At 61.0% G+C, this 21,601-nt stretch carries 14 protein-coding genes and 2 pseudogenes; 6 read left to right on the forward strand and 10 right to left on the reverse strand.

The genetic code is table 11. The annotated features are described in order from the left end of the window. Positions 1-104 precede the first annotated feature (104 nt). The 5 genes from ACVOKO_RS13780 to ACVOKO_RS13800 form a co-directional block, all read right to left on the reverse strand. Positions 105-1,355, reverse strand: a complete 1,251-nt coding sequence (locus ACVOKO_RS13780) for a DUF819 family protein (protein WP_346499474.1) — start codon at positions 1,353-1,355, stop codon at positions 105-107. 272 nt (positions 1,356-1,627) lie between these two features. Next, the gene (locus ACVOKO_RS13785; RefSeq protein ID WP_346499475.1) at positions 1,628-2,881 is read right to left on the reverse strand and encodes a DUF819 family protein; all 1,254 of its coding nucleotides are present in this window, start codon (positions 2,879-2,881) and stop codon (positions 1,628-1,630) included. 193 nt (positions 2,882-3,074) lie between these two features. Next, positions 3,075-3,305 carry an SHOCT domain-containing protein gene (locus tag ACVOKO_RS13790; RefSeq protein WP_346499476.1) on the reverse strand — a complete coding sequence of 77 codons (231 nt, stop codon included), beginning with the start codon at positions 3,303-3,305 and terminating at the stop codon, positions 3,075-3,077. A 99-nt stretch (positions 3,306-3,404) separates the two neighbouring features. Beyond that, positions 3,405-5,465, reverse strand: a complete 2,061-nt coding sequence (locus tag ACVOKO_RS13795) for a S9 family peptidase (protein ID WP_346499477.1) — start codon at positions 5,463-5,465, stop codon at positions 3,405-3,407. Positions 5,466-5,856: 391 nt separating this feature from the next. Then, positions 5,857-7,848, reverse strand: a complete 1,992-nt coding sequence (locus ACVOKO_RS13800; RefSeq protein WP_346499478.1) for an OPT family oligopeptide transporter — start codon at positions 7,846-7,848, stop codon at positions 5,857-5,859. A gap of 192 nt (positions 7,849-8,040) precedes the next feature. Here ACVOKO_RS13800 and ACVOKO_RS13805 point away from each other — a divergent pair, with 192 nt between their 5' ends. Both ACVOKO_RS13805 and ACVOKO_RS13810 read left to right on the forward strand, forming a co-directional pair. Further along, complete coding sequence (locus ACVOKO_RS13805) at positions 8,041-9,189, forward strand: acetyltransferase domain-containing protein (RefSeq protein ID WP_346499479.1); 1,149 nt, start codon at positions 8,041-8,043, stop codon at positions 9,187-9,189. 58 nt (positions 9,190-9,247) lie between these two features. After that, positions 9,248-11,011 carry a peptide MFS transporter gene (locus ACVOKO_RS13810; protein WP_346499480.1) on the forward strand — a complete coding sequence of 588 codons (1,764 nt, stop codon included), beginning with the start codon at positions 9,248-9,250 and terminating at the stop codon, positions 11,009-11,011. 141 nt (positions 11,012-11,152) lie between these two features. Here ACVOKO_RS13810 and ACVOKO_RS13815 read toward each other — a convergent pair whose 3' ends face one another. Continuing rightward, the gene (locus ACVOKO_RS13815; protein WP_346499481.1) at positions 11,153-11,815 is read right to left on the reverse strand and encodes a LysE family translocator; all 663 of its coding nucleotides are present in this window, start codon (positions 11,813-11,815) and stop codon (positions 11,153-11,155) included. Positions 11,816-12,063: 248 nt separating this feature from the next. Here ACVOKO_RS13815 and ACVOKO_RS13820 point away from each other — a divergent pair, with 248 nt between their 5' ends. After that, positions 12,064-13,029, forward strand: coding sequence for a LysR family transcriptional regulator (locus tag ACVOKO_RS13820; RefSeq protein ID WP_346499482.1), 966 nt, complete (start codon positions 12,064-12,066; stop codon positions 13,027-13,029). Positions 13,030-13,186: 157 nt separating this feature from the next. Here ACVOKO_RS13820 and ACVOKO_RS13825 read toward each other — a convergent pair whose 3' ends face one another. After that, complete coding sequence (locus ACVOKO_RS13825) at positions 13,187-15,145, reverse strand: alpha/beta hydrolase family protein (protein WP_430980785.1); 1,959 nt, start codon at positions 15,143-15,145, stop codon at positions 13,187-13,189. A 483-nt stretch (positions 15,146-15,628) separates the two neighbouring features. Here ACVOKO_RS13825 and ACVOKO_RS13830 point away from each other — a divergent pair, with 483 nt between their 5' ends. Then, complete coding sequence (locus ACVOKO_RS13830; RefSeq protein WP_346499483.1) at positions 15,629-16,693, forward strand: pirin family protein; 1,065 nt, start codon at positions 15,629-15,631, stop codon at positions 16,691-16,693. A gap of 874 nt (positions 16,694-17,567) precedes the next feature. Here the strand turns inward: ACVOKO_RS13830 and ACVOKO_RS13835 are convergent. Beyond that, positions 17,568-17,921, reverse strand: coding sequence for a hypothetical protein (locus ACVOKO_RS13835; RefSeq protein ID WP_346499484.1), 354 nt, complete (start codon positions 17,919-17,921; stop codon positions 17,568-17,570). 88 nt (positions 17,922-18,009) lie between these two features. Between ACVOKO_RS13835 and ACVOKO_RS13840 the strand changes: the two are divergent. Together ACVOKO_RS13840 and ACVOKO_RS13845 are read left to right on the forward strand one after the other, a co-directional pair. After that, positions 18,010-18,183, forward strand: a pseudogene (locus ACVOKO_RS13840) (integrase core domain-containing protein); the annotation flags it as partial. Between the two features lie 18 nt (positions 18,184-18,201). Next, positions 18,202-18,374, forward strand: a pseudogene (locus ACVOKO_RS13845) (IS1595 family transposase); the annotation flags it as partial. A gap of 9 nt (positions 18,375-18,383) precedes the next feature. On the opposite strand, the gene ACVOKO_RS13850 reads toward ACVOKO_RS13845, so the two are convergent. Both ACVOKO_RS13850 and ACVOKO_RS13855 read right to left on the reverse strand, forming a co-directional pair. Beyond that, positions 18,384-18,791, reverse strand: a complete 408-nt coding sequence (locus ACVOKO_RS13850; RefSeq protein ID WP_346499485.1) for a hypothetical protein — start codon at positions 18,789-18,791, stop codon at positions 18,384-18,386. Positions 18,792-18,818: 27 nt separating this feature from the next. Beyond that, complete coding sequence (locus ACVOKO_RS13855; protein WP_346499486.1) at positions 18,819-21,569, reverse strand: hemagglutinin repeat-containing protein; 2,751 nt, start codon at positions 21,567-21,569, stop codon at positions 18,819-18,821. Positions 21,570-21,601: the final 32 nt, after the last annotated feature.

The following is a 21,601-nucleotide window of genomic DNA, read 5'->3' on the forward strand; positions in this document are numbered from 1 at the left end:
GGCTTTGCCGGTAACGCTGCCGAGCATGGCTCGGCACTACAATGCTCGTCGGCTTCGCGGCTCGCGCTGCCCCTACAAGACACCGTAGCCGCGGCAGCGTTCCCTCAGGCGCCAGCCATCCACTTCAGCATCAGGCCGGTCATGTAGGCGATCACCGTGCCGGTGGCATAACCCACCGTGCCGAGCAGCACACCCACCGGCGCAAGCGTGGGATGGAATGCCGCCGCCACCACCGGTGCCGATGCGGCCGCGCCGATATTGCCCTGCGAACCAATGGCGAAGAAGAACAACGGCGCCTTCAGCAAACGACCCACGATGTACAGCAGGCCGATATGCACGCCCATCCAGATCACGCCCAGCAGGAACAGCCACGGACGGTCGGCCAGCGACAGCAGATCCATCTGCATGCCGATGCAGGCAATCAGGAAATACAGGAACAAGGTGCCGATCTTCGATGCACCGGCCGCTTCCAGGTTGCGCGCGCGGGTGAAACTCAACAGCAGGCCAGCAAGCGTGGACAGCATCACCACCCACACGAATGAAGAATCCAGCGACGCCTTGCTCGCCCAGCTCACGTTCTGCCCGAACCAGCCGGCCAGCGGCGTGGCCAGTGCATGGGCAAGACCAACGATGCCCAGGCCCACACCCACGATCACCATCAGGTCGGTCAGGCTGGGGTTGCGCGCGCTTTTGGCTTCGTATTCGGCGATGCGACGCTTCATGTCATCAATAGCCGAAGTGTCGGCACCGCTTTTGGTATCAATCGACTGCGAACGGCCAGCCAGCCAAAGCAGCACCGCCATCCACAAACTGGCGCAGGCCACATCGACCACGGCGATCTGACCAAAGGTTGTCGCATCGACGTTGAAGGTCTCGCGCATGGCGGCCATGTTGGCGCCACCGCCGATCCAGCTGCCGGCCAAGGCGGCCATGCCGGCCCAGGTATCACCGGCCACGGTTTCCGGGTGGATGAACTTCATCACCTGGAACGACACCGCCGCGCCCAGCACGATGCCGACGGTACCGGTGACGAACATGATCAGCAGTTTGGGGCCCAGCTTTGCAATGCCCTTCAGGTCGATGGACAGCGTGAGCAGGACCAAGGCCGCCGGCAGCAGCACATCGCGTGCGATCGGGTTGTAGAGCTTGGTGCTGTGGCCGTCGATCAGACCGGTGGTGTTGTAGATGGCGGGGATGAAATAGCACAGCAACAGGGCGGGCACCCAGCTGAAGACCTTCTTCCAAAGCGGGGTCGGGCCACTGGCCAACCAGAAGATCAGGGCCAATGTGGCAGCAATCAGGCCGAGGCCGACGATGTCATTGGTGATGAGGGCGGTACTGGGTTCGGTCGGCATAAGGCCTGTTCCTGTCGATCGAAGGGAAATAAAAACGCCACGTTGGTGACGTGGCGTGGGAGGGTGGAGCCTAGCATGGTGGTGGATGCGGGTCTTGCTTGGGGAAAGCAGCGCTACGCGCTCCCCCTCTCCCCAACCCCTCTCCCGCAAAGGGGAGAGGGGCTTTGAAGCTGCAATTGCTGACGTTGCTGGCGCTCGCCATGATTTGAGCCCCTCTCCCCTCGCGGGAGAGGGGTTGGGGAGAGGGGAGCGCGCGAAGCGCGCACCAGAACTCACCCAGCCCCAGCCATCGCCCTCAAGGTAATCCCCACCACATACGCCGCACCGGTACCCACCGCATAACCCAGGGTACCCAGCAGTACACCTACCGGCGCCAGCGCAGGATGGAACGCCGTAGCCAGCACCGGCGCCGAGGCCGGGCCACCGATATTGCTCTGCGAGGCGATGGCGAAGTAGAAGAACGGCACCCGCAGCAGGCGGCCGGCCAGCCACAGCAGCACGATATGCACGCCGATCCAGATCACCCCCAGCGCGAACAGCCACGGCTTTTCCAGCAGCGCCAGCAGGTCCATCTGCATGCCGATGCAGGCGATCAGGAAGTACAGGAACATCGACCCCCACTTCGATGCGCCCACGCCTTCCAGCTCACGCGCGCGGGTGAAACTCAGGCCTAGGCCGATGAAGGTGGCCAGCAGCACCACCCAGACAAAGGGCTTATCCATGCTCACCGCGCTGGACCAGCTGACATGGGCCGCAAACCAGTCCGCCAACGGCGCAGCCAGACCATGCGACAAGGCCACCGCACCAAATGCCACACCGGCCATCACCATCATGTCGCCCAGCGCCGGGATGCGCGCATGCTGGGCCTGGTAGCTGGCCACGCGATCGCGCAGATCATCCAGCGCGCGCGTGTCGGCGCCACTGCGCTTGTCCATGGCCGGTGCACGTGAGGCGAAGAAAATCAGCACCGCCATCCACACGTAACCCACGCCAACATCCACCACCGCAAACTGGCCGAAGGTGGTGGCATCAACTTCAAAGATCTCCTTCATCGCCAGCATATTCGCGCCGCCGCCGATCCAGCTACCAGCCAGTGCCGCCATGCCGCCCCAGGTTGCACCGGCAACGGTTTCCGGATGCAGCCAGGCCATCAGCTGGAACGCGACCACCGCCCCGAGCATGATGCTCAGCACCGCCGCCACGTACATGGCCAGCATCTTCCAGCCCAGGCCGAGAATGCCTTTCAGGTCGATGGACAGCGTCAGCAGCACCAAGGCGGCCGGCAGGAATACATCGCGCGCGATCGGGTTGTAGAGCTTGGTGGTTTCGCCGTCGATCAGACCGAAGGTGTTGTACACACCGGGAATGAAGTAACACAGCAGCAACGCAGGCACGAAGCTGTAGAACTTCTTCAGCAGCCGGTTGCTGCTGCCGGATGTCCAGAAAATAACGCCGAGCGTGGCGGCAATCAGGCCGAACACGATGATGTCATTGCTGATGAGTGCGCCTGTTGCGGCTGCCGTCATCGTCTATCCCCTTGTTGTGCGTATGCGGGCAAGCCCCCTTGCCCAAGAATGAAACCTGCAGCCGCACCGCACCGTTAGGGAGACAGCAATTGCGCAGGACTGGATACGATGGCGCGTCCTGCACCTTTCCCCGGCCTTCCCGGCCTGGGATACAACACGCCTGCTTGCCGGAGCACCACGCCGCCGGCAGGCATCAAAGCCGGGTCACCACCGCCGCACGTTGCCGTGCGCATTCTTCGTCGGTGATCAGGCCCTGGGCCTTGAGTTCTTCCAGCTGCCGCAGGCGTTGTTGCGCCGTGGCAACCGGGTTGCCGGGAGCACGCGAGGCACGCACCGCCAGCCAGACAATCAGGCCGACCACACTGGCCGCAAGCGCGGACACAAACAGCAGAATCAACAAATACCAGATGCTGAACATTCCCATCGCACCCTCTCCTTGGCGACTGCTGCAGTGATGGCCCCGCGAACAACGCCGTCACCTTGAAAAAAGGGGCGCGCCACCGGCACGCCCCTTTCCATCCGCTTACTGGCCGATGTGCTGCTTCAACCAGCCATTGACCGTGTCATGCCACTGCACGCTGTTGTGCGGCTTCAGCACCCAATGGTTTTCGTCCGGGAAGTACAGGAACTTGGACTCGATACCCTGGCGCTGCAGCGCGGTGAATGTGGCCAGGCCCTGCTCCACCGGGATGCGGTAATCCAGCTGGCCCTGCACCACCAGCATCGGCTTCTTCCAGTTGCCGACGTGGTTGACCGGGTTGAACTTCTCGTAGTTCTGCGGCACGTCGTACGGCGTACCGCCCTGTTCCCACTCGGTGAACCACAGTTCTTCGGTGGCATAGCCCATGGCACGCTGATCGAACACACCGTCGTGGTTCACCAGGCACTTCCACGGCTCGTTCCAGTTGCCAGCGATCCAGTTGACCATGAAGCCGCCGTAGCTGGCGCCCAGCGCACAGGCCTTGTCGCCATTGAGGAAGCTGTAGTTCTGCTGCGCCGCGGCCCAACCCTTCTGCAGGTCTTCCAGCGGGCGGTCGCCCCAATGCTGGCTGATTGCATCGGTGAAGGCCTGGCCGTAACCGGTGGAACCGTGGAAATCGATCATCACCACCGCATAGCCCTGGCCTGCGTAGGTCTGCGGGTTCCAGCGATAGCTCCAGCCATTGCCGAAGCTGCCCTGCGGGCCGCCGTGGATCAGGAACGCCACCGGGTACTTCTTGCCTTCCTGGTAGTTGTGCGGCTTGACCACGTAACCGTGCACGGTCTCGTCGTTCCAGCCCTTGAACGAGAACTGCTCGAAGTCACCGAAGTTCACGCCGTCCAGCATTTCGCCAGCGCTCTGGGTGATGGCGCGCTGCGGTGCGCCGGCAGCGGTGCTGCTGGTGAACACCTGGTCGCCACTCTTCAGCGAGTTGCGGGTGAAGGCCAACGCGTCACCGGCGATATCGAAGGAGGAAATGCTGCCCTCGCCCACCAGCTTGGTCGGCTCGCCATTGGCAACGCTGACCGCGAACAGCGGGTGTTCGCCCATGTCCTGGGCGGTGGTGTAGATGGTCTGGCCATCGGCCGACAAGGTGATGCCATCGGCGGAACGGTCCCACTGCGCGGCGATTTCCTTGACCTTGCCGCTGGCCACGTCCATCGCCATCAGGCCGAAGCGGTCAGCCTCGAAACCCGGGCGCTTCATCGCGCGGTAGAACAGGGTCTTGCCGTCGGCGCTGAACACCGGGCCGGCGTCCCAAGCAGGGTTGGCTGCGGTCAGGTTGACCGGTGCCTGCTTGCCGGCAGCATCGAGCTTGTACAGATCGAAGTTGGTCGACCACGGCTCCTGGCTGCCCTGCACGCGGATGCTGGCCACGACGGTCTTGCCATCCGGTGCCCAGGCGAAGTCTTCGTTGCCGCCGAACGGCTTGGACGGTGCGTCACCGGCCAGCGTGGCGCTGATCGCCGAAGCACCCTTCACCGCAGCCGCGCCAGAAGCCGGCAGCGGTGCCACGAACAAGGTGTTGCGGCGGCCGTCAGCCCAGGTATCCCAATGGCGGACGAACATGCTGTCGTAGACCTGACCGCTGCTCTTGTCGGCCTTGTCCTTCTCCAGACGCTTGCTGGTGCAGGCCAGGTCCGAACCGCAGTCCTGGAACACGCCGGTGCTGAACAGCACGCGGTCGCCCTGCGGCGAAACCCGGTAGCTGTCCACGTCGAGTGCGAAATCGGTGAGCTGGCGCGGCTCGCCCCCCGCCAGCGGCATCACGTACAGCTGCTGGCTGCCGTTCTTGGCGCTGAGGAAGTAGACGTTCTGGCCTTCGATCGAGGCCGAGTTGACGTTCCAGCCGGCCGGGGTGAGCTGCTTCGGCGGTGCCATGTCGCGGGTACGCAGGTCGCGGATCCACAGGCTGCTGCTGGCCTTGAGGTCGGCATCGACAATGCGCTTGGCGAACACCACCTGCGCGCCATTGCCGCTGAGCAGCGGTGCGGACGCACGGTCCAGCTTGACCATGTCGCGGACTTCAAAACCGCGCGCACTGGCCAGTGACGGCAAGGCGGCCAGCAGGCATAGCGGCAACAGGGCGTGACGAAGCTTCATGGGCAACTCCCAGGCAAAGGCAAACCCCGATGGTAGGCGGCCAGGGCATCCGGCTGCAAAGGCTTGAAGTCATGGCTGGGCAACCGCCGAAAACAGCAAAGCCGCCCAAGGGCGGCTTTGTTGGTGTTGCTTTGCCTCGCTTCTGCCTAAGCCCCTCTCCTGCGAAGCGGGAGAGGGGTTGGGGTGAGGGCGCTCTGGCTTGGGCTTTAACCCCCTCCCTTTGGCCGCAGGCCAAGGGGAGGGTTGGGGAAGGGTGCTTTTGCTTTTGCTTTGGCTCTGAAGCTCTAAGCCACCAGCCAAGTCAAGATCAAAAACTCCCCCCATCCGCCCTTCGGGCACCTTCCCCCGCAAGCGGGAGAAGGGATTGCAGTCAAAAGCTGTCAGTCAGCCCTTAAGCCTTCGCCGCCGGCTCGCCCTTCTTGCCGATGCGGTACATCATCAGGCCAACCAGGAACAGCACGAACAGGCCAACCCAGGCCGACAAGCTCGCCCAGGTGTCAGCAAAACCACCCAGCGGCAGTGCCAACACATCGCCCTGCCCGCTGACCACGATCGGCACCGCAATGGCGATACCCATCAGCGCCTCACCGGTGATCAAGCCGGCAGCGAACAGCACGCCCGGGCGGTGCACACGGTCACGGCCTTCTTCGTCGTCGGCACGCAGCTTGTGGAAACGCTCGACCAGGTGGGCCAGCAGGCCACCCAGGAAGATCGGCACCATCAGTTCCAGCGGCAGGTAGATACCGATGGCAGCAGCCAGCACCGGCACGCGGAAGCGCTTGCCGGTCTTCTTCAGCCACTCATCGATGGCAATGATCACTGCGCCAACACCAGCGCCCAGCGCGATCATCCCCCACGGCAGTTCGCCGCCGAACAGGCCACGTGCAACCGAGGCCATCAGGTTGGCCTGCGGTGCCGCCAGCGAGTTCGGGTGCTCGGCGGTCGGTGCGCCGATGCCGTAGGCATGGGCCAGCAGGTTCAGCACCGGCGCCATGATCAGGGCACAGGAGAACGCGCCGATGCCCAGCATCAGCTGCTGCTTCCACGGGGTCGCGCCGACCAGGTAACCGGCCTTGAGGTCCTGCAGGTTGTCACCGCCGACAGCGGCCGCACAGCAGACCACCGCACCGATCATGATCGCGGCCACCGCACCCAGCGGTGCACCGCCCACGCCAACCGGAATCAGGCCGTCCTTGCCCAGCAGCAGCACCAGCACCACCGAGGCGAACAGGATGGTGGAAATGGTGATACCCGAGACCGGGTTGTTGGACGAACCAATCAAACCGGCCAGGTAGGCCGATACCGACACGAACAGGAAGCCGGCGACGATCATGATGATGGTCATCGGAATCGACACATGCCACTGGCCGACGATGGCCTGGTACAGGCCCAGCAACGGCAGAGTGAAGGCGATCAGGGCGATCAGCATCCACTTCATCGGCAGGTCGCGCTCGGTCTCGGCCAGGGCCGGGCCGCTGCTCTTGCGGGCTGCGGCAAAACCGCTCTTGACGCCGTTGAACAGCGACTTGCGCAGCGAGAACAGGGTCCAGACGCCGCCGATCAGCATCGCGCCGACGCCCAGGTAACGGATCTGCGAGCCCCAGATGGCGAAGGCCGATTCGGCCGAGCCGGCATTGGCCAGCGATGCCGCCAGGTCCGGGTTGCCGCCCAGGAAGAACGCCTGGTACAGCGGAATGGCGATGTGCCAGGACAGGATCGAGCCGGACACCACCACGATGCCGACGTTCAAACCAACGATGTAACCCACGCCCAGCAGCGCCGGCGACAGGTTGGTACCGATGAAGGCGGTGATCTTGGAGCTGCCGATATACGCCGACTGTGCCCAGGCATCCGGGAAGATGCGCAGGCCCGAGGCCGCAGCCAGCTTGACCAGGCCGCCGATGGCCGCCGAAATACCGAGGATCTTCATGCCCGGGCCGGGGTTTTCACCGGCCTTCAGCACTTCGGCCGCGGCCTTGCCTTCCGGGAAGGGCAGCGGATCTTCGACGATCATCGAGCGCCGCAGCGGCACCGAGAACAGCACGCCCAGCAGGCCGCCCAGGCCGGCGATACCCAGCACCCACCAGTACTTGAAGTCCGGCCAATAGCCCATGATCACCAGCGCCGGGATCGTGAAGATCACGCCGGCGGCAATCGATGAACCGGCCGAGGCACCGGTCTGGACGATGTTGTTTTCAAGAATGGTGCCGCCACCGAGCAGGCGCAGCACGCCCATCGAGACGACGGCCGCCGGAATGGCGGTCGCGATGGTCAAGCCTGCGAACAGGCCCAGGTAAGCATTGGCGGCAGACAGCACCACAGCCAGCACGATGGCAAGAACCACCGCGCGGAATGTGAGCTGCGCAGGCGCAGCGTTGTTCATGGAAAGCCCTTGAATGGCAAAAAAACCTTCGCCACGCTAACGCCCGCTTAACGGCAAGTCCAGCCTGAACGCCGGGCCAAAGCCCCGCATGCCCGCAATTCCACGAATCCGCACTTGTTGCAGGCCATATCGGCAAAGTCGCCCGTACCCAGCTCAAATGTTATGTTATATCTTTCCGTAAGACATCCACGCATGCCCCCTGCCCCCACAACCCGCCTGACCTCCATCGACCAGCTGCGCGGCACCGTGATGCTGCTGATGCTGATCGACCATGTCCGCGAGACCTTCTACCTGCAGCATCAGGTCAGCGATCCGATGGACGTGACCTCGGTTTCTCCGGCGCTGTTCAGCTTCCGCGTGCTGGCCCATCTATGCGCCCCGGTGTTTGTGCTGCTCACCGGCCTGTCGGCATGGCTGTATGGCCAACGCCAGTCAGATCCGCGTCGCGCCACCGCCGCCTTCCTGCTCAAACGGGGGCTGTTCCTGGTGGTACTGGAGCTGACCCTGGTCAACTTCGCCTGGACCTTCCAGTTCCCGCCGAGCACGCTCTATCTGCAGGTGATCTGGGCCATCGGCCTGAGCATGATCGCGCTGGCCGGCCTGCTGTGGCTGCCGCGCAAGCTTCTGCTGGCGCTGGCAGTGATCATCGCCGGCCACAACCTGCTTGATCCGCTGCAAGCACAAGGCAATGGCGTGCTGGCCACGCTGTGGAAAATCCTGCACCAGCGCGACTGGATCGAACTGGGCGACAGCCTGCGGCTGCGCACCTCCTATCCGGTGTTGCCATGGATCGGCGTGATCGCTTTGGGCTATGTGCTGGGCCCTTGGTACGCCAGCAATCGCCCGGCGCCGCAGCGCCAGCGCTGGTTGCTGCACGCTGGGTTGGCGATGCTGGCTGGCTTCGCGTTGCTGCGTGCCGCCAATGTCTACGGTGACCATCCCTGGCTGCGCTTTGCCGACGTCCAGTTGACGCTGATGAGCCTGCTCAATGTCACCAAGTACCCACCTTCACTGCTGTTCCTGCTGCTGACGCTGGGTATCGGCATGTTACTGCTGCGCCTTTATGAACAGCCCCGCGTCGCAGCTCGGCTGCAGCCGCTGGCATGGATAGGCGCGGCGCCGATGTTCTTCTACCTGCTGCATCTGTATGTGCTGAAGCTGTTGTATGTGGCCGCGATGGCGTATTGGGGTGCGAACCACGGCCCTTACTTCGCGGTTGAATCGGTATCGGCATTGCTGCTGATCAGTGTCGCGCTGGCCGTGCTGCTCTATCCCGCCACCCGCGCTTTTGCCCGCTTCAAGGCACGCCGCCGCGACCTGGCCTGGCTGCGCTACCTCTGAGCACGCAGCACCGGGGCAGCGGTCCTATACTCGGCCGCTGTCCCTGCCGGCACCATCGATGACCGCAACCGCCCTGCACAGCGCTCGCACCGACGACTTCCTCGGCCACCCCAAGGGCGTCTACGTCTGCTTCTTCACCGAGATGTGGGAGCGCTTTTCCTTCTATGGCATGAAGGCCCTGCTGCTGCTGTACCTCACCAAGTACCACCTGTTCGGCGACAAGGCCGGGCTGGACCTGCTTGGTGCCTATGGCGGGCTGGTCTATTGCATACCGGTATTTGGTGGGCTGCTGGCCGACCGCTGGCTGGGCATGCGCAAGGCGGTGGTGTTCGGCGGCATCCTGCTGGTGCTCGGCCATGCCGGCATGGCGTTTGAAGGCCATGCCGCACAGCGGGTGGCCGGCGAAGTGGTCCGCGACGAGGCCGCGCTGTCGGTCACCTACCTGTCGCTGGCGCTGATCATCATGGGCGTTGGCTTCCTCAAGCCCAATATCTCCACCATCGTCGGCAAGCTCTATCCGGAAAACGACCCGCGCCGCGACTCGGGTTTCTCGCTGTTCTATGCCGGCATCAACCTCGGTGCGCTGTTCGCCTCGCTGGTCTGCGGCTTCCTTGGTGAGGCCTATGGTTGGAAATACGGCTTCGGCGCGGCCGGCATCGGCATGCTGGTCGGCCTGGCGATGTTCCTGTGGGGTCAGAAATACCTGCAAGGCCATGCCGAGCCGGCGCAACCGGCCAGCCTGCGCGAGCGCGTGCTTGGCATGCCGCGCGAATGGTTGATCTATGCCGTGGCCATCGTGGGTGTCGTTCCGGTGGCCGCGCTGATGTGGGCCGCCGCCAATGGCGCCTTTGCCCTGGGCGGCGAGATCAGCCTGGCGCTGATGCTGATGATCGTGGTGCTGGGCGGCGTGCTGCTGTGGTTTGCCTGGTTCACCGGCACGCAATGCACAGCAGAACAGCGCCAGCAGATGATCGCGCTGATGGTGCTGATCTTCATGGCGCTGGTGTTCTTCACCTTATACGAGCAGACCTATGGCTCCTGGGTCACCTTCACCGACCGCCTGCTGACCAAGGATCTGGTGCCATCACTGGTCATCCGCGATGGCACGCCACTGCCGTGGTCCATCGTCTCGCTGCTGCTGGCGCCGCTGGGCTTTGTAGTGGCCGCGCGCCTGTCTGACCGCGATCCTTCCTCGAACGCGCCGCGCCTGCTGTTCGCCGTCATCGTTGCCGCAATGCTGGTGATGCTGATCCGCGACTGCCTGGTGTTGCCGCAGACCGCCGGCTCCCTGACCTATCTGGGCGCGCTGTTCCTAGTGTTGCTTGCGCCCTTGTTCGCCGCACTGTGGGCATGGCTGGACAAGCGCAGCCTCGACCCGTCCAAACCATTGAAATCCTCGTTCGGTCTGGTATTTGGCGCGCTGTCGTTCGTGCCCTTGGCCCTGGCCGCCCAACAGGTGGGCGCGACCGGGCAGATGGCCAGCGTGTGGTGGCTGGTACTGGCCTATCTGATCCTGGAAATTGGCGAGATGTGCCTGTCGCCGGTCGGCCTGTCAGCCGTCACCCAGCTGGCCGCACCGCGCGTGGTCAGCCTGATGATGGGCACCTGGTTCCTTGCCACCGCGTTCTCCGAAACCCTCGCAGCGTTGTTCGGCAAGCTGGCCGCCATCGATGTGCCAGAAGGCGAAGTGATGAATATCGCCGAAGCCGCTGGCCGCTACGAACACCTGTTCTGGCTGCTGATGTGGATTGGCCTGGGTTGCGCGGTGGTAGCGCTTATCGCCTCGCCGCTGCTGAAGCGGATGATGCACGGCGTGCGCTGACCTCGCGTACCGCCACAACCACGCCACTGCCTTGTAGTGCCGAGCCATGCTCGGCAGCGGCGTCACCGGCAATGCCGCAGCGGAACATGGCTCCGTCCTACCGCTGTGCTCGTTGCTCCGAGGCCTGAGCGCAAGCCCAGCTCAACCAGAAGCAACTCCCAACCACGTTCTACCCACATCCCACAACAGCCGCAGCGCAAAGCCCAGAAACACCAACGCCATGAACGCCTCCAGCCGCCCACCCATGCGCAGGAACTTCTGCCGCACACCGGGCTGGGCGAAGACCAGGCTGACCAGCACAAACCAGGCCGCATTGACGAAGCACATCCACGCGCCGTAAAGCGCCTGGATCTTCAGCGGTGTGGTCGCACTGACCACCGTGGTGAATATCGCCAGGAAGAACAGCGTCGCTTTCGGATTGGTGGCATTGGTCATGAAGCCCAACGCAAACGACCGCCACGCGCTGCCATCGGCTACCGCGCCCTGCTCCACTTCGACAACCGGCGTTTCCCGCCTGGCGCTGCGCAGGAAAGCAAATACCAGGTAGAGCAGATACGCCGCGCCAGCGATCTTGGCCACTGCCATCAACGACGGATGGGCATGCAACAACGCACCAACGCCCAGCAAGGTGTACAGCACATGGACCGAGATGCCGGCGCCAATGCCGATGGCTACCCAGATGCCGGCCAGCCGCCCCTTGCGCACGCTTTGCTGCACCGTGACGGCGAAGTCCGGCCCTGGCGCAATGACCGCCAACAGGTGGATAAGCGCCAGGGAAATGAATTCAGGGTAGTAGGCAGTCACGGCAGCGTTCCAGGATGCATTGGTTGTTGTAGCGGGAGGGGCTTGTGGGCGCGTTGTCCGGCTTGGCGTGCACGCCGCTCAGTACCCGGCCTTGTCCCGAACCAGATCCGACGGGGAAAGCTGGCCGTTGCGCACTGCGCCCACCGCCAGCACCCATTGGCGTGCCACAGCGCACTTCCGGCTGGAAAAAGTCTATTGCGCGGATCAGACTCGCGGAATCACCCGAAAAACCAAATCATTTTTGCGCCATGAGCACAAATAGCACCATCGGCCTGATGGCCGACATGGTCACCTTCGTAAAGGTGGTGGAAACCGGCAGTTTCTCCGAAGCCGCACGCCAGCTCGGTGCCACGCCTTCGGCTACCAGCCGCTCGGTTGCACGCCTGGAGAAGGCGCTGGGCATCCGCCTGCTGCAGCGCTCCACACGCAAGCTGCGGCTGAGTGATCTGGGCCAGCAGGTCTTCCAGCGCTGCAGCGACGTTTCCAGTGCCGCACAATCGGTGATGTCGATCTCGCACCAGCTCAGTCCAGAGCCGCAGGGGCTGGTGCGCGTCAGCGTGCCCAAAGCCGTCGGACGAGCCTTGATTCACCCGCACGTAGCCGATTTTCTGGCGCGCTACCCCAAGGTCGATCTGCTGCTGCGCTTTGAAGACCGGCAGCTGGATCTGATTGATGACGAGATCGATCTGGCCATACGCATTTCCGATCACCCCGCGCCGGGGCTGATGGGCCGCCCGCTGATCAGCATCGATCATCTGTTGTGTGCATCACCGCAGTACCTAGCAACACGGGGAAACCCCGTGCAGCCGCAGGATCTTCGCGAACACGACTGCATCTATCTGGGCGAGGAGCCCGGCGACGCCCGCTGGAAACTGCAGCGCCAAGGCAAGATGGCTAGCGTCACCGTGCGCGGCCGCTATGCGGTCAACCACACCGGCGCACGACTGGACGCCGTGCTCAACCACCTGGGCATCGGCAGTCTGCCCTACTTCACCGCCAAGGAAGCACTGCAGCAGGGCCGCATCGTGCAGGTCCTGCCCGACTGGAAATTTCACAGTAACTACGGCGGGCAGGCCTGGGTGCTGTATGCGCCGACGCGGCATTTACCGCCCAAGCTGACCGCCTTCATCGGCTTTATGGCCGAGCGCCTGGCCAAGGAACCGACGCTCAGCGAACGTCTGCGCAGCACGCCCTCAATCACAGCAGCAGGCTGAGCAACAGCTGCGACTTTGGCCGCGTGCTTTCACGCAGCCGGGTAGATTTCCAATGCGGCGCGTGCCCGCACAACGCAACTGCAGGCCTGGCAGCGCAGCCTGATGACGTCATGCGGAGACGAGCGTCAGCCCTTCTCCGCAGGTCACTCCGAAGCAGCTACTTGGCCTTCTCACCACCCAGATGCTGCGACAGAAAGCTCAACAGCCTGCCGTAATACTCGCGCTGGTGCGGCTCGGTATAAAAGCCATGCCCTTCGGTACTGAAGTACAGCGACTCCACCGGCACGCCGGCCTTCTTCAACCCGGCTTCCATCATCCGGGTGTGCTCGATCGGCGCGATCTCATCCTCGCCACCAGCGGCGAGAAACACCGGAATATTGATGCGCTCGGCAAAACGATTGGGTGAAGCTGCAGCCAGTGCGGCAGGATCCTCGCCCACCCAATCCTTGGACCAATTGCCCAGGCTGCGCGCGGTGCGCACATCCCCACGCTGCATCATCGGCAGGTCATACACACCGACGTAACCGGCCGCACAACGGTACAGCGACGGCTCCTTGGCCGCGCCCATCAAGGCGGCATAGGCACCATAGCTGGCACCGTAAATGCAGACTTTGGCTGCATCAGCCTGACCTTCGCGGATTGCCCAGCGGGTGGCGTCGCTGAGATCGTCCTGCATTGTTCCGCCCCATTGCTGCGCACCCGCACGACGGAACGCCCAGCCGTGATTGCCCGAGCCTCGATAGTTCACCTGCATCACCGTATAGCCCGCCGCCGCCAACATCTGCGCGTCGCGGTCGTAATGCCACTGGTCATAGATGCCGTAGGGGCCGCCGTGCGGCATCAGCACCATCGGCCGCGCGCCACTGACACCGCGCGGTTTGGTCAGGTAACCGTGGATCTTCAATCCATCGCGCGCCGTGAACTGGAACGGCTCCACCACCGCAGCGGCGTCCGGATCGATCCAGCTACCGCTGGCCACCACGAACGCCAGTTTCTTCGCGGCAGGATCGTACAGATAGAAATCGCCCGGATTGCTGCCAGACCACACTTTCACCATCAATAGCTGGCCGTCCCTGGTGCTGGACGTAATACGCACCGACTGCCCGGGAAACGCCGCTTCCAGGCTGCGGTACAAACGCACTTCAGGTGCCGCCTCATCGAAAAACACGCTGCGGTGGCGCCCATCCATCACCAGCGAACCGACAGGCACGTTGGTGCCGTTGCGGTAGATGATGGACCACGGGTCGGCGGCGTCGTCGCGCAGCACAGTGGTGCGCGCATTGGTGGCCGGGTTCCACGCCACGATGCTGTCCGGCCCCTGCCCGTCACCACGCACCCGGAGATACGCCACACTGTTGTCTGCCGAGAACCCCAGGGGTTCCTCAATGCGACCAAACGCATTCTGGTCGTTGATCAACCGCCATTCGGCACCTGCAGCGTCGCGGTAATACAGCTTGCTGACGTTGTCCATGCCCGAGCCCACCGCCAGCCGCACCTCGCCGGTGTTGTCCGTAGCAAAGCTGGCATTGCGCACTGGTGCCGTCGCTGCCATGGTCCGGCGGCCGCTGTTGACGTCCAGTTTCTCCGCACGGGTGAATGGCTCCATCGAACCCAATGGCCAGGTAGCGACCACTATGTTGCGGTCTTCAGCCGGCAGCGGATCCACCAGAAATGCCGCGATGCTTTCGACCTTCTTGGGCTGGATACGCGTACCCGGCCCATTACCCTGCACGCGGAACCCCACCAGCAACTCTGCCTGCCCGCCATCGGCATTGATGGCGTACAGCTCACCGGTCAAGCGCGGTTGATCCAACAGGCCGAATTTCTCGGCGAGCCCAATCAGTATCCGCTCGTCGTTCACCCAGTCAAAACTGTTCACATGCGCATTGCGCCCTGGCACGAAGGTGCCGGACTGTTTGTTGCCATCGCGAGTGAAGATTACAAGAGCGGTCTTGTCTTCAAGCGGCACGGTCGCCGCGTAATATTTGCCCGAGGGCGATAGCTTGATGTCGTTGAACTCATCCTTGCGAACGAACTGCCCCAGATCCACAGCAGCCCAGCTGCTGGCCGAACAACAGGACAGCAGCAACGCCATCCCAAGCTTCATCATCCGCATCGTGCCCCTTTGAACGGGCGTCCGGCCCGCGTTGGGCGATTCTAGCCGTCCGTAGCCAAGTGTTGCCACTGCCCCGTGCCCATCCCCGGGCACGCAGGAAACCGGGGTGCAACGCAGGGGTGAGCGCAGATGAAGCGCTTGTCCGAACAGTTGCAACGGTGCCGCGCATCAACGCTTCATCGCGCAACTGAGCTGTACGTTGGAGGCCGGCAAACTGTGCCCACCAATTGCTACAGCGTGGGAAAGTGTTTGCCGGGAATGGGATCGGCAGCGTCATAGACTGTAGTTCCTCTACCAAGCGCGCCGTGCCATGCCACAACAAACCTGGTCGCCGCCAACACACGCAGTGATGCATTGCGGGCAGAACCATTGCGCCTGCGCCAGAGCCACTTCATTCCCACCGTGCAGTGCTGGCCAACTGAAGTCCACACAGCGCTAAGAGCCGAACGCCACTCAACTCGCCCTGCCAACTGTCGAGGCCACATGGAAACCATTCATCCAATCGAAGGCAATCCCATCCTTGAGTCCATCGAACTGAGCTGGCCTTGGGCGACCATTGATCCCTTCCTGCTCTGCTCACCACAGATCGATCATTACCCGCCCGGCAACACTGCACAGAAACTCGATGCGGAGCATCTGCAAGGCCATAGGCGGGGCAACGATTTCGCAAACGCCGATGGCTTCAGCCTGTACTTCGGCAAGGACGGACTGCCCGGCTTCCCAAGCCACCCGCATCTGGGCATGGAAACCGTATCGATCCTGCGCAAAGGCTATGTGGACCATGCCGACTCGCTGGGAAACAGCGGCCGCTATGGTCCCGGCGATGTGCAATGGATGACTGCCGGCGGCGGCATCCAGCACGCGGAGATGTTTCCGCTGCTGCATGACGACCGCGTCAACGAATTCGAACTGTTCCAGATCTGGCTGAACATGCCGGGCCGCAGCAAATACGTCGCACCGGAATACCGGATGATGTGGGCGGAGAAAATTCCTCATCACTTGCATGACGGTGCGGATGTCACCATCATCGCCGGCGCCTACCAGCCGATGGAAGCGCCGGGGCTTGCGCTCATCCAATCGCTGGCGCCCACGCAAAGCACCTGGGCCGCCAATCCGGATTCGGAGCTTGCCATCTGGGTGATCACACTGCAGCCCGGCGCCCGCCTCACCCTACCCCCGGCGCTGCTACCGGCCAACCAACGCACCCTCTACACCCTTGCCGGACGCGGCATGTTTGTCGCCGAGCAGGATGTTGGCGGCAACCACCGCGTCAGGGTGGTCGCGCAACAAGCGCTATTGCTGGAGAACCGTGGCGCCAAGGAAAACACGCTGATCCTGATGCAAGGCGTACCACTGCAGGAGCCCGCGATCCGCTCAACGGTCTATGTCACCAATACGATCGCCGAGCTGCGCCAGGCCAAACTCGACTTCCAGCAGACCGAGTTCGGCGGCTGGCCCTGCCCAGGCCGCGAGCCCATGCACGGACCGGGCTTCCGTCGCTTTGCCAGATACGCGGAGGATGGAAGTGAGGAAGATCCGGCGGCTTGATTTTTGCTGGGTGAAGCGATGTTGGTGTTGCAGTAGGACGGCATGCATAGCAGCAAGCGGCTGCGTGTGCGGTGCTCGCGTGCTGATTCAGGTGGCTTTGGCTTTAATAACAAACATGCGGCCAGCTCCAAGGTCGACCGTCAGTGGCAATATCCTATGACGTAGGAATATGGGGCACGACACATGCAAACAGCGTCCACGCGCAAAAAAACAGAAACAGCTCCAATGCCCACCATTTCCGACGGACGAGCATTCGCACGAGAAAGACCAGTGTTAGAACAGGCAAAGAAATGCCAGCAATAACGAAATATTGGACTATAAATGGATCCACCAATCTACATACGGCTGCGACAATGGCGATCCGACCGTCGCACCCAAGAAAACCAAAACTCATCCGAAAGCTAAGAAGAACTGCCGCCCAGCTTAGGCAGCATACCGACCAAGCCAAGATATATAGATTCTTCAGCATTATTGCACCTTAAACCCTTGCAAAGATTTTCCCCATCGGCATCAAGGTCAGTGACCTGAAGCGATTCTGATTTACCCAATCGCTTCCGTGCAAATTTATTAGATGTAAACCAGACTTCACTAGCAAACTAATGCATGTCACCCCCATGGAAATCCAAAAGTTTCTGACTCTTGCCAGCAGCGACGGAATTTGCAGGACCAAGCTTCGCTCTACGATAATTGCAATAACCATCTAAAAACCGTTAGCGAATTTCAAATTTAGTTAAACGACCTTCCATTACTAGCTGGACGAAGCATGAAATCCTTGCTGTCAAATATATTTACTGTGACACTGGGATACCTAGCTTTAAACCATTCAACCACGCCCAATAAGCGTGCACAAACATGCTATTCGGTCAAATTCAAGTTACCCAACAACATAAACACCCCTCAGGTCCGCGCCATCTTTCATAACTCCATTCTCAACTATCATTAAATTGGCCAGCTCGACAGCGTAATCAGATAGATCCTCCCCATCCAATCGATCTACAACAAACTCATCAAGGCGCCATTTCTCCCCTTCCAATACTGCGATCGCATAAATGAGAACGGGAACACCTTCATCAACCGCAACCAGCTCCACAGGGAGTCGACTTGACTCTCCGCGCCCCCTGGAGAACGAAAGAGTCAACCCCGATCCAAATTCCTGAACCAACGAATCATCAAGGCCGTCCTTAAGTGACGACATCACGCGCGAAGGGAGGTTACTATTGACATCCAACAGATATCCTAAAAGACGCCTCTCCCTTTCTCTCATCCTCCGCTTAGACATATCAATACTCCTTGATAACTTCTGGGTCCGGTTCTGACGTGGCGTGCTGGATATGCACGTCTTCCACAATCTCGGAGAAGTACGCTAACAAGCGGGGCAGTGGCTGGCCGATTACAACACCGAGATACCGCACGACAGCCTCGGCGGGCTGACGCCCGCGGAATTCCGCCAATACCACGAACCGGAAACCTCTAATTTTGCCTGGCATTGAAATACGGGGAGTCGACACTACCACGCAGTGCGTCCAGCCAAGTACCCGCGGCGTTATCTGGCCGAAGCCGCCTATCGGTTCAATCGCCGATTTCATCTGGAGCAAATGTTGCCGCGACTGGCAACGGCGGTGATCCGCTGCAAGTCTTGTCCAGAGCGGCTTTGGGCGTGGCAAGCAACTTTCATCATTGAGTGATGGGGCTAATCAAGATATCTTTTCAAATAGGTCCCCACCACCACAATCGACCAAGGAACTAACGCAAAAATGGCAAAAAGAAGCAGATAAAGCCTAGTGTTATATACAGCGCCTTTACATTCCTTAAAATACATAAAAATACCAACAACGGCACACAGAACTCCGCACATTAGCCATAAGGAAAAACCCACCTGAATCCACCCTCGACCAATAAAACGGTAGACAACACGAATCAGCAAACTGACCTGTGCAACACACAGTATTGAATAGGAATAAAAAAGAAACCTTCCAAGCCATCTAATACTGTCATCCCTCACCAACAAAGCCATCAGAATCGCGGCAATACCGACAAAGCAAAGCAACACCTGGAAGAGTATTAAAAATATCTCCCAACCAATGCCCCCCATGATCACGGGTGTACTCCAATATAAGAATACAAGTTACTTATCACAAGAATCCTCCATCCCCATATTTCTGCACCCGGTCTTTACGCGCTCATCGGGACTCAACACATCTTTAACCCCACCGACAACCTCCATACCAAGCTTGGTCCCAACAGCCATTTTTGGAACAAATTTTTCGTGAATCCCCTGCAGCAGAGCATCCCTCTGCTCATTCACTAGCTGCTTAATACTCCATCCAATCGGACTCAGGGTCGAATCATAGTAAATATCTCTAAAATTAGCTAAACCGCTTTCCATAATCCTATTGCCCGCGGCGGATCTCCACTCCCCCATCACCTCACCTGCACCTAACCACCGATTAACCATCATAGCGGCATCGAACTTTGCCCCGCTCAGGTTATTTCTCGACTGACTTTCAGCGGCCTCAAACCAAACCGCATTGGTATGCGAATACATGGCACCAAAAAAATCCGATCTTGCATCAATATCATTTATAGCCCCATAGATCTGACTATCGCCGAATACGAGATCCAAAACCAGCTTTCGCGAGCTATCAACATCACCGTTCAACTGATAAATGCTCTGGAGGGCCACCTCCCTATCTATGCCTAGTGGCATGGAGGTGTACGACTTCCAAGATTTATCACCCACATAGTTCATCGCCTCCCTAATGCCATCCTGACAAGCACTGCCAGTCGGACTCTGCGCGCATGAATATGCCAGTTCAACATCATTGCTCCTCGATATGTCCAAATATTTTTTACTTACACGATCCAGGCAATTCTCGTCAAAATTGCATCTTCCAAGCTCCGACTGCAGGTCCGCAATCTGCTGATGCTTCAAGTAGTTGTTGGAAACCTCATTAATACCTGCGGCAGCTCCTGTTACGCCCCCAGCAGCAGCACCAGCTGCTGTTGAAGCTACCCCTGTCAGCACATCAGCCAACGGCCCGGTCACCCCTGCTTCGCGTAATACCTCGGCTACCTTGGGCGCGGTCAACGTACCAGCGGCTGCACCTGCCGCACCACCAACACCACCGGTGAGACCGCCAATCACGGTATGTGCGAGCACGCGCAAACTTCCGCTTTCGCCCCACTGACTATTCAGTTGATCGGCCAAAGCGTTCAACGCGTCCCTCTCAGCGGGATCAGTCGCCGTTGCGGCCTCCTGGCGCTTCTCCGCAGCAAGCTCCATCTGCTTCTGTGCATAGTCGCCAACCGCCTTACTAGCCTGCTGCCCGAACATCGCCGTGATCTGCGCCTGCGCTTCCACCTGCTGCTGCAGCTTCTGACCGTCCCAGGCCTTGGCTAGGCCATTGGCATCATCACCGGTGAGCACTTCACGGTTCAACGCGGCAAGCGCTTCTTCTGCGGTCTTGCTGGTCAGTGCCTGCTGGCCCGCCTGATCTGTGATGACTACCGTCCCGCCACTGATACCACTGGCGGTGGTCGAGCTCTCCTTTCCTTTCTCACTGCCGTAACCGGCGGCTGCGCCTTGCGCGCCTGTGTTGTAGTTCTGCCACGACCAGTTGCTGCCGTTGTTGGTGGTGCTCGGGCTGCTCTCGGCTCCACCACCTTCGCCAGCAACGCTGTAGCCGCCTGAAAGGCTGACGCTCTTGGCGCTGTACTGGCTGTGGTTCTCGATATCCGAGGACGTCAGCGTGCCGGTCTGCAGCCGATTCAAACCCGCATCGATTGCTTCCTGCGAACTGGCAATCACCGCACCCTTCAAATCGGTATTGCCCGCAACAGTGATATCGAAACCGCCTGCGCCGGTCTGGATGCCGCTCTGCTCGGTAACGCTGGCGTAGTCGCCATCGACCTTGCTGCTGCTATAGCTGGCACTGCCGCTGAACCCTGCACCGACGGTAACGCTGGCGCCCATGCTCTTGTTCTTGCTGTCATAGGTACTGGTGTCCTGCAGGCTCTCGATGTTCAGATCACCGCCGACATTGGCCACCACTCTATCTGCCGACAGCTGTGCGCCCTTCAACGTGGTGTCACCGCCGCTGATAACAGTGGCGGTATTGCCAGCGCTTACATGCGTGTTGCGCTGGGTGACATCCTTACCATCGGCATTGCCTCGCGATGCACTGGCACTTGCGGTTACGCCTATGGCGCCACCATCGCTACCATAGCTGGCAGCCACGCCCAGCGCCCAGCTACTGCTCTTGCTGCTGCTGTGTTGTTCGGCGGTGTTCTGGGCTGCTTCAAGCGTGATGTTGTTGTCAGCAGCAAGCAGCACATCCTTGCCGGCGGTAATGTCGCTCCCGCGAATCAGGATATTGCTGTCTTCGCCACCGCCGGTTGCGATCAAGCTGACATCACCACCTGCCTGCAGGCTGGAGCCCTTGGCTTGGCTACTGCTCTGCGTGCTCTGGCTTGAGCTCTTGCTGGCACCAATGGTGGCCGAGATGCTGACGTTCGCCCCCTTGGCCATGTCTGCCGGGTTGCCGCTGGCAAGACCATCCGCAAGCTGCCCCATGGCACCGGCCGAGTTGTAGGCGTTGAGCGCCGCTGTCCCCGCTGCCAGTGCCTGCATACGGCCGTCACCGCCGGATTGCTTCGCGGCTTTGTTCAGGTCATTGGCCGTTTCCAGCAAGCTCAGGGCCGGCGCACTGACTGCAACCGTCAAACCCGCCTGCTTGAATCGGGTCTGTTGCTCCGCCGTAGTTGTGTCGTGCACCTCGGTGATGGAGATGGACTTGGCCTTGCCGGTGATATCCCCCTGCAGGGCGATCACATCGCTGCCTTCAATCTTCAGTGCATTACCTGCCAACAGAGTCACGTCGCCGCCCAGGCTGCCTACCGTGCTGCCTG

This window comes from Stenotrophomonas sp. STEN240 (genome assembly GCF_056756175.1).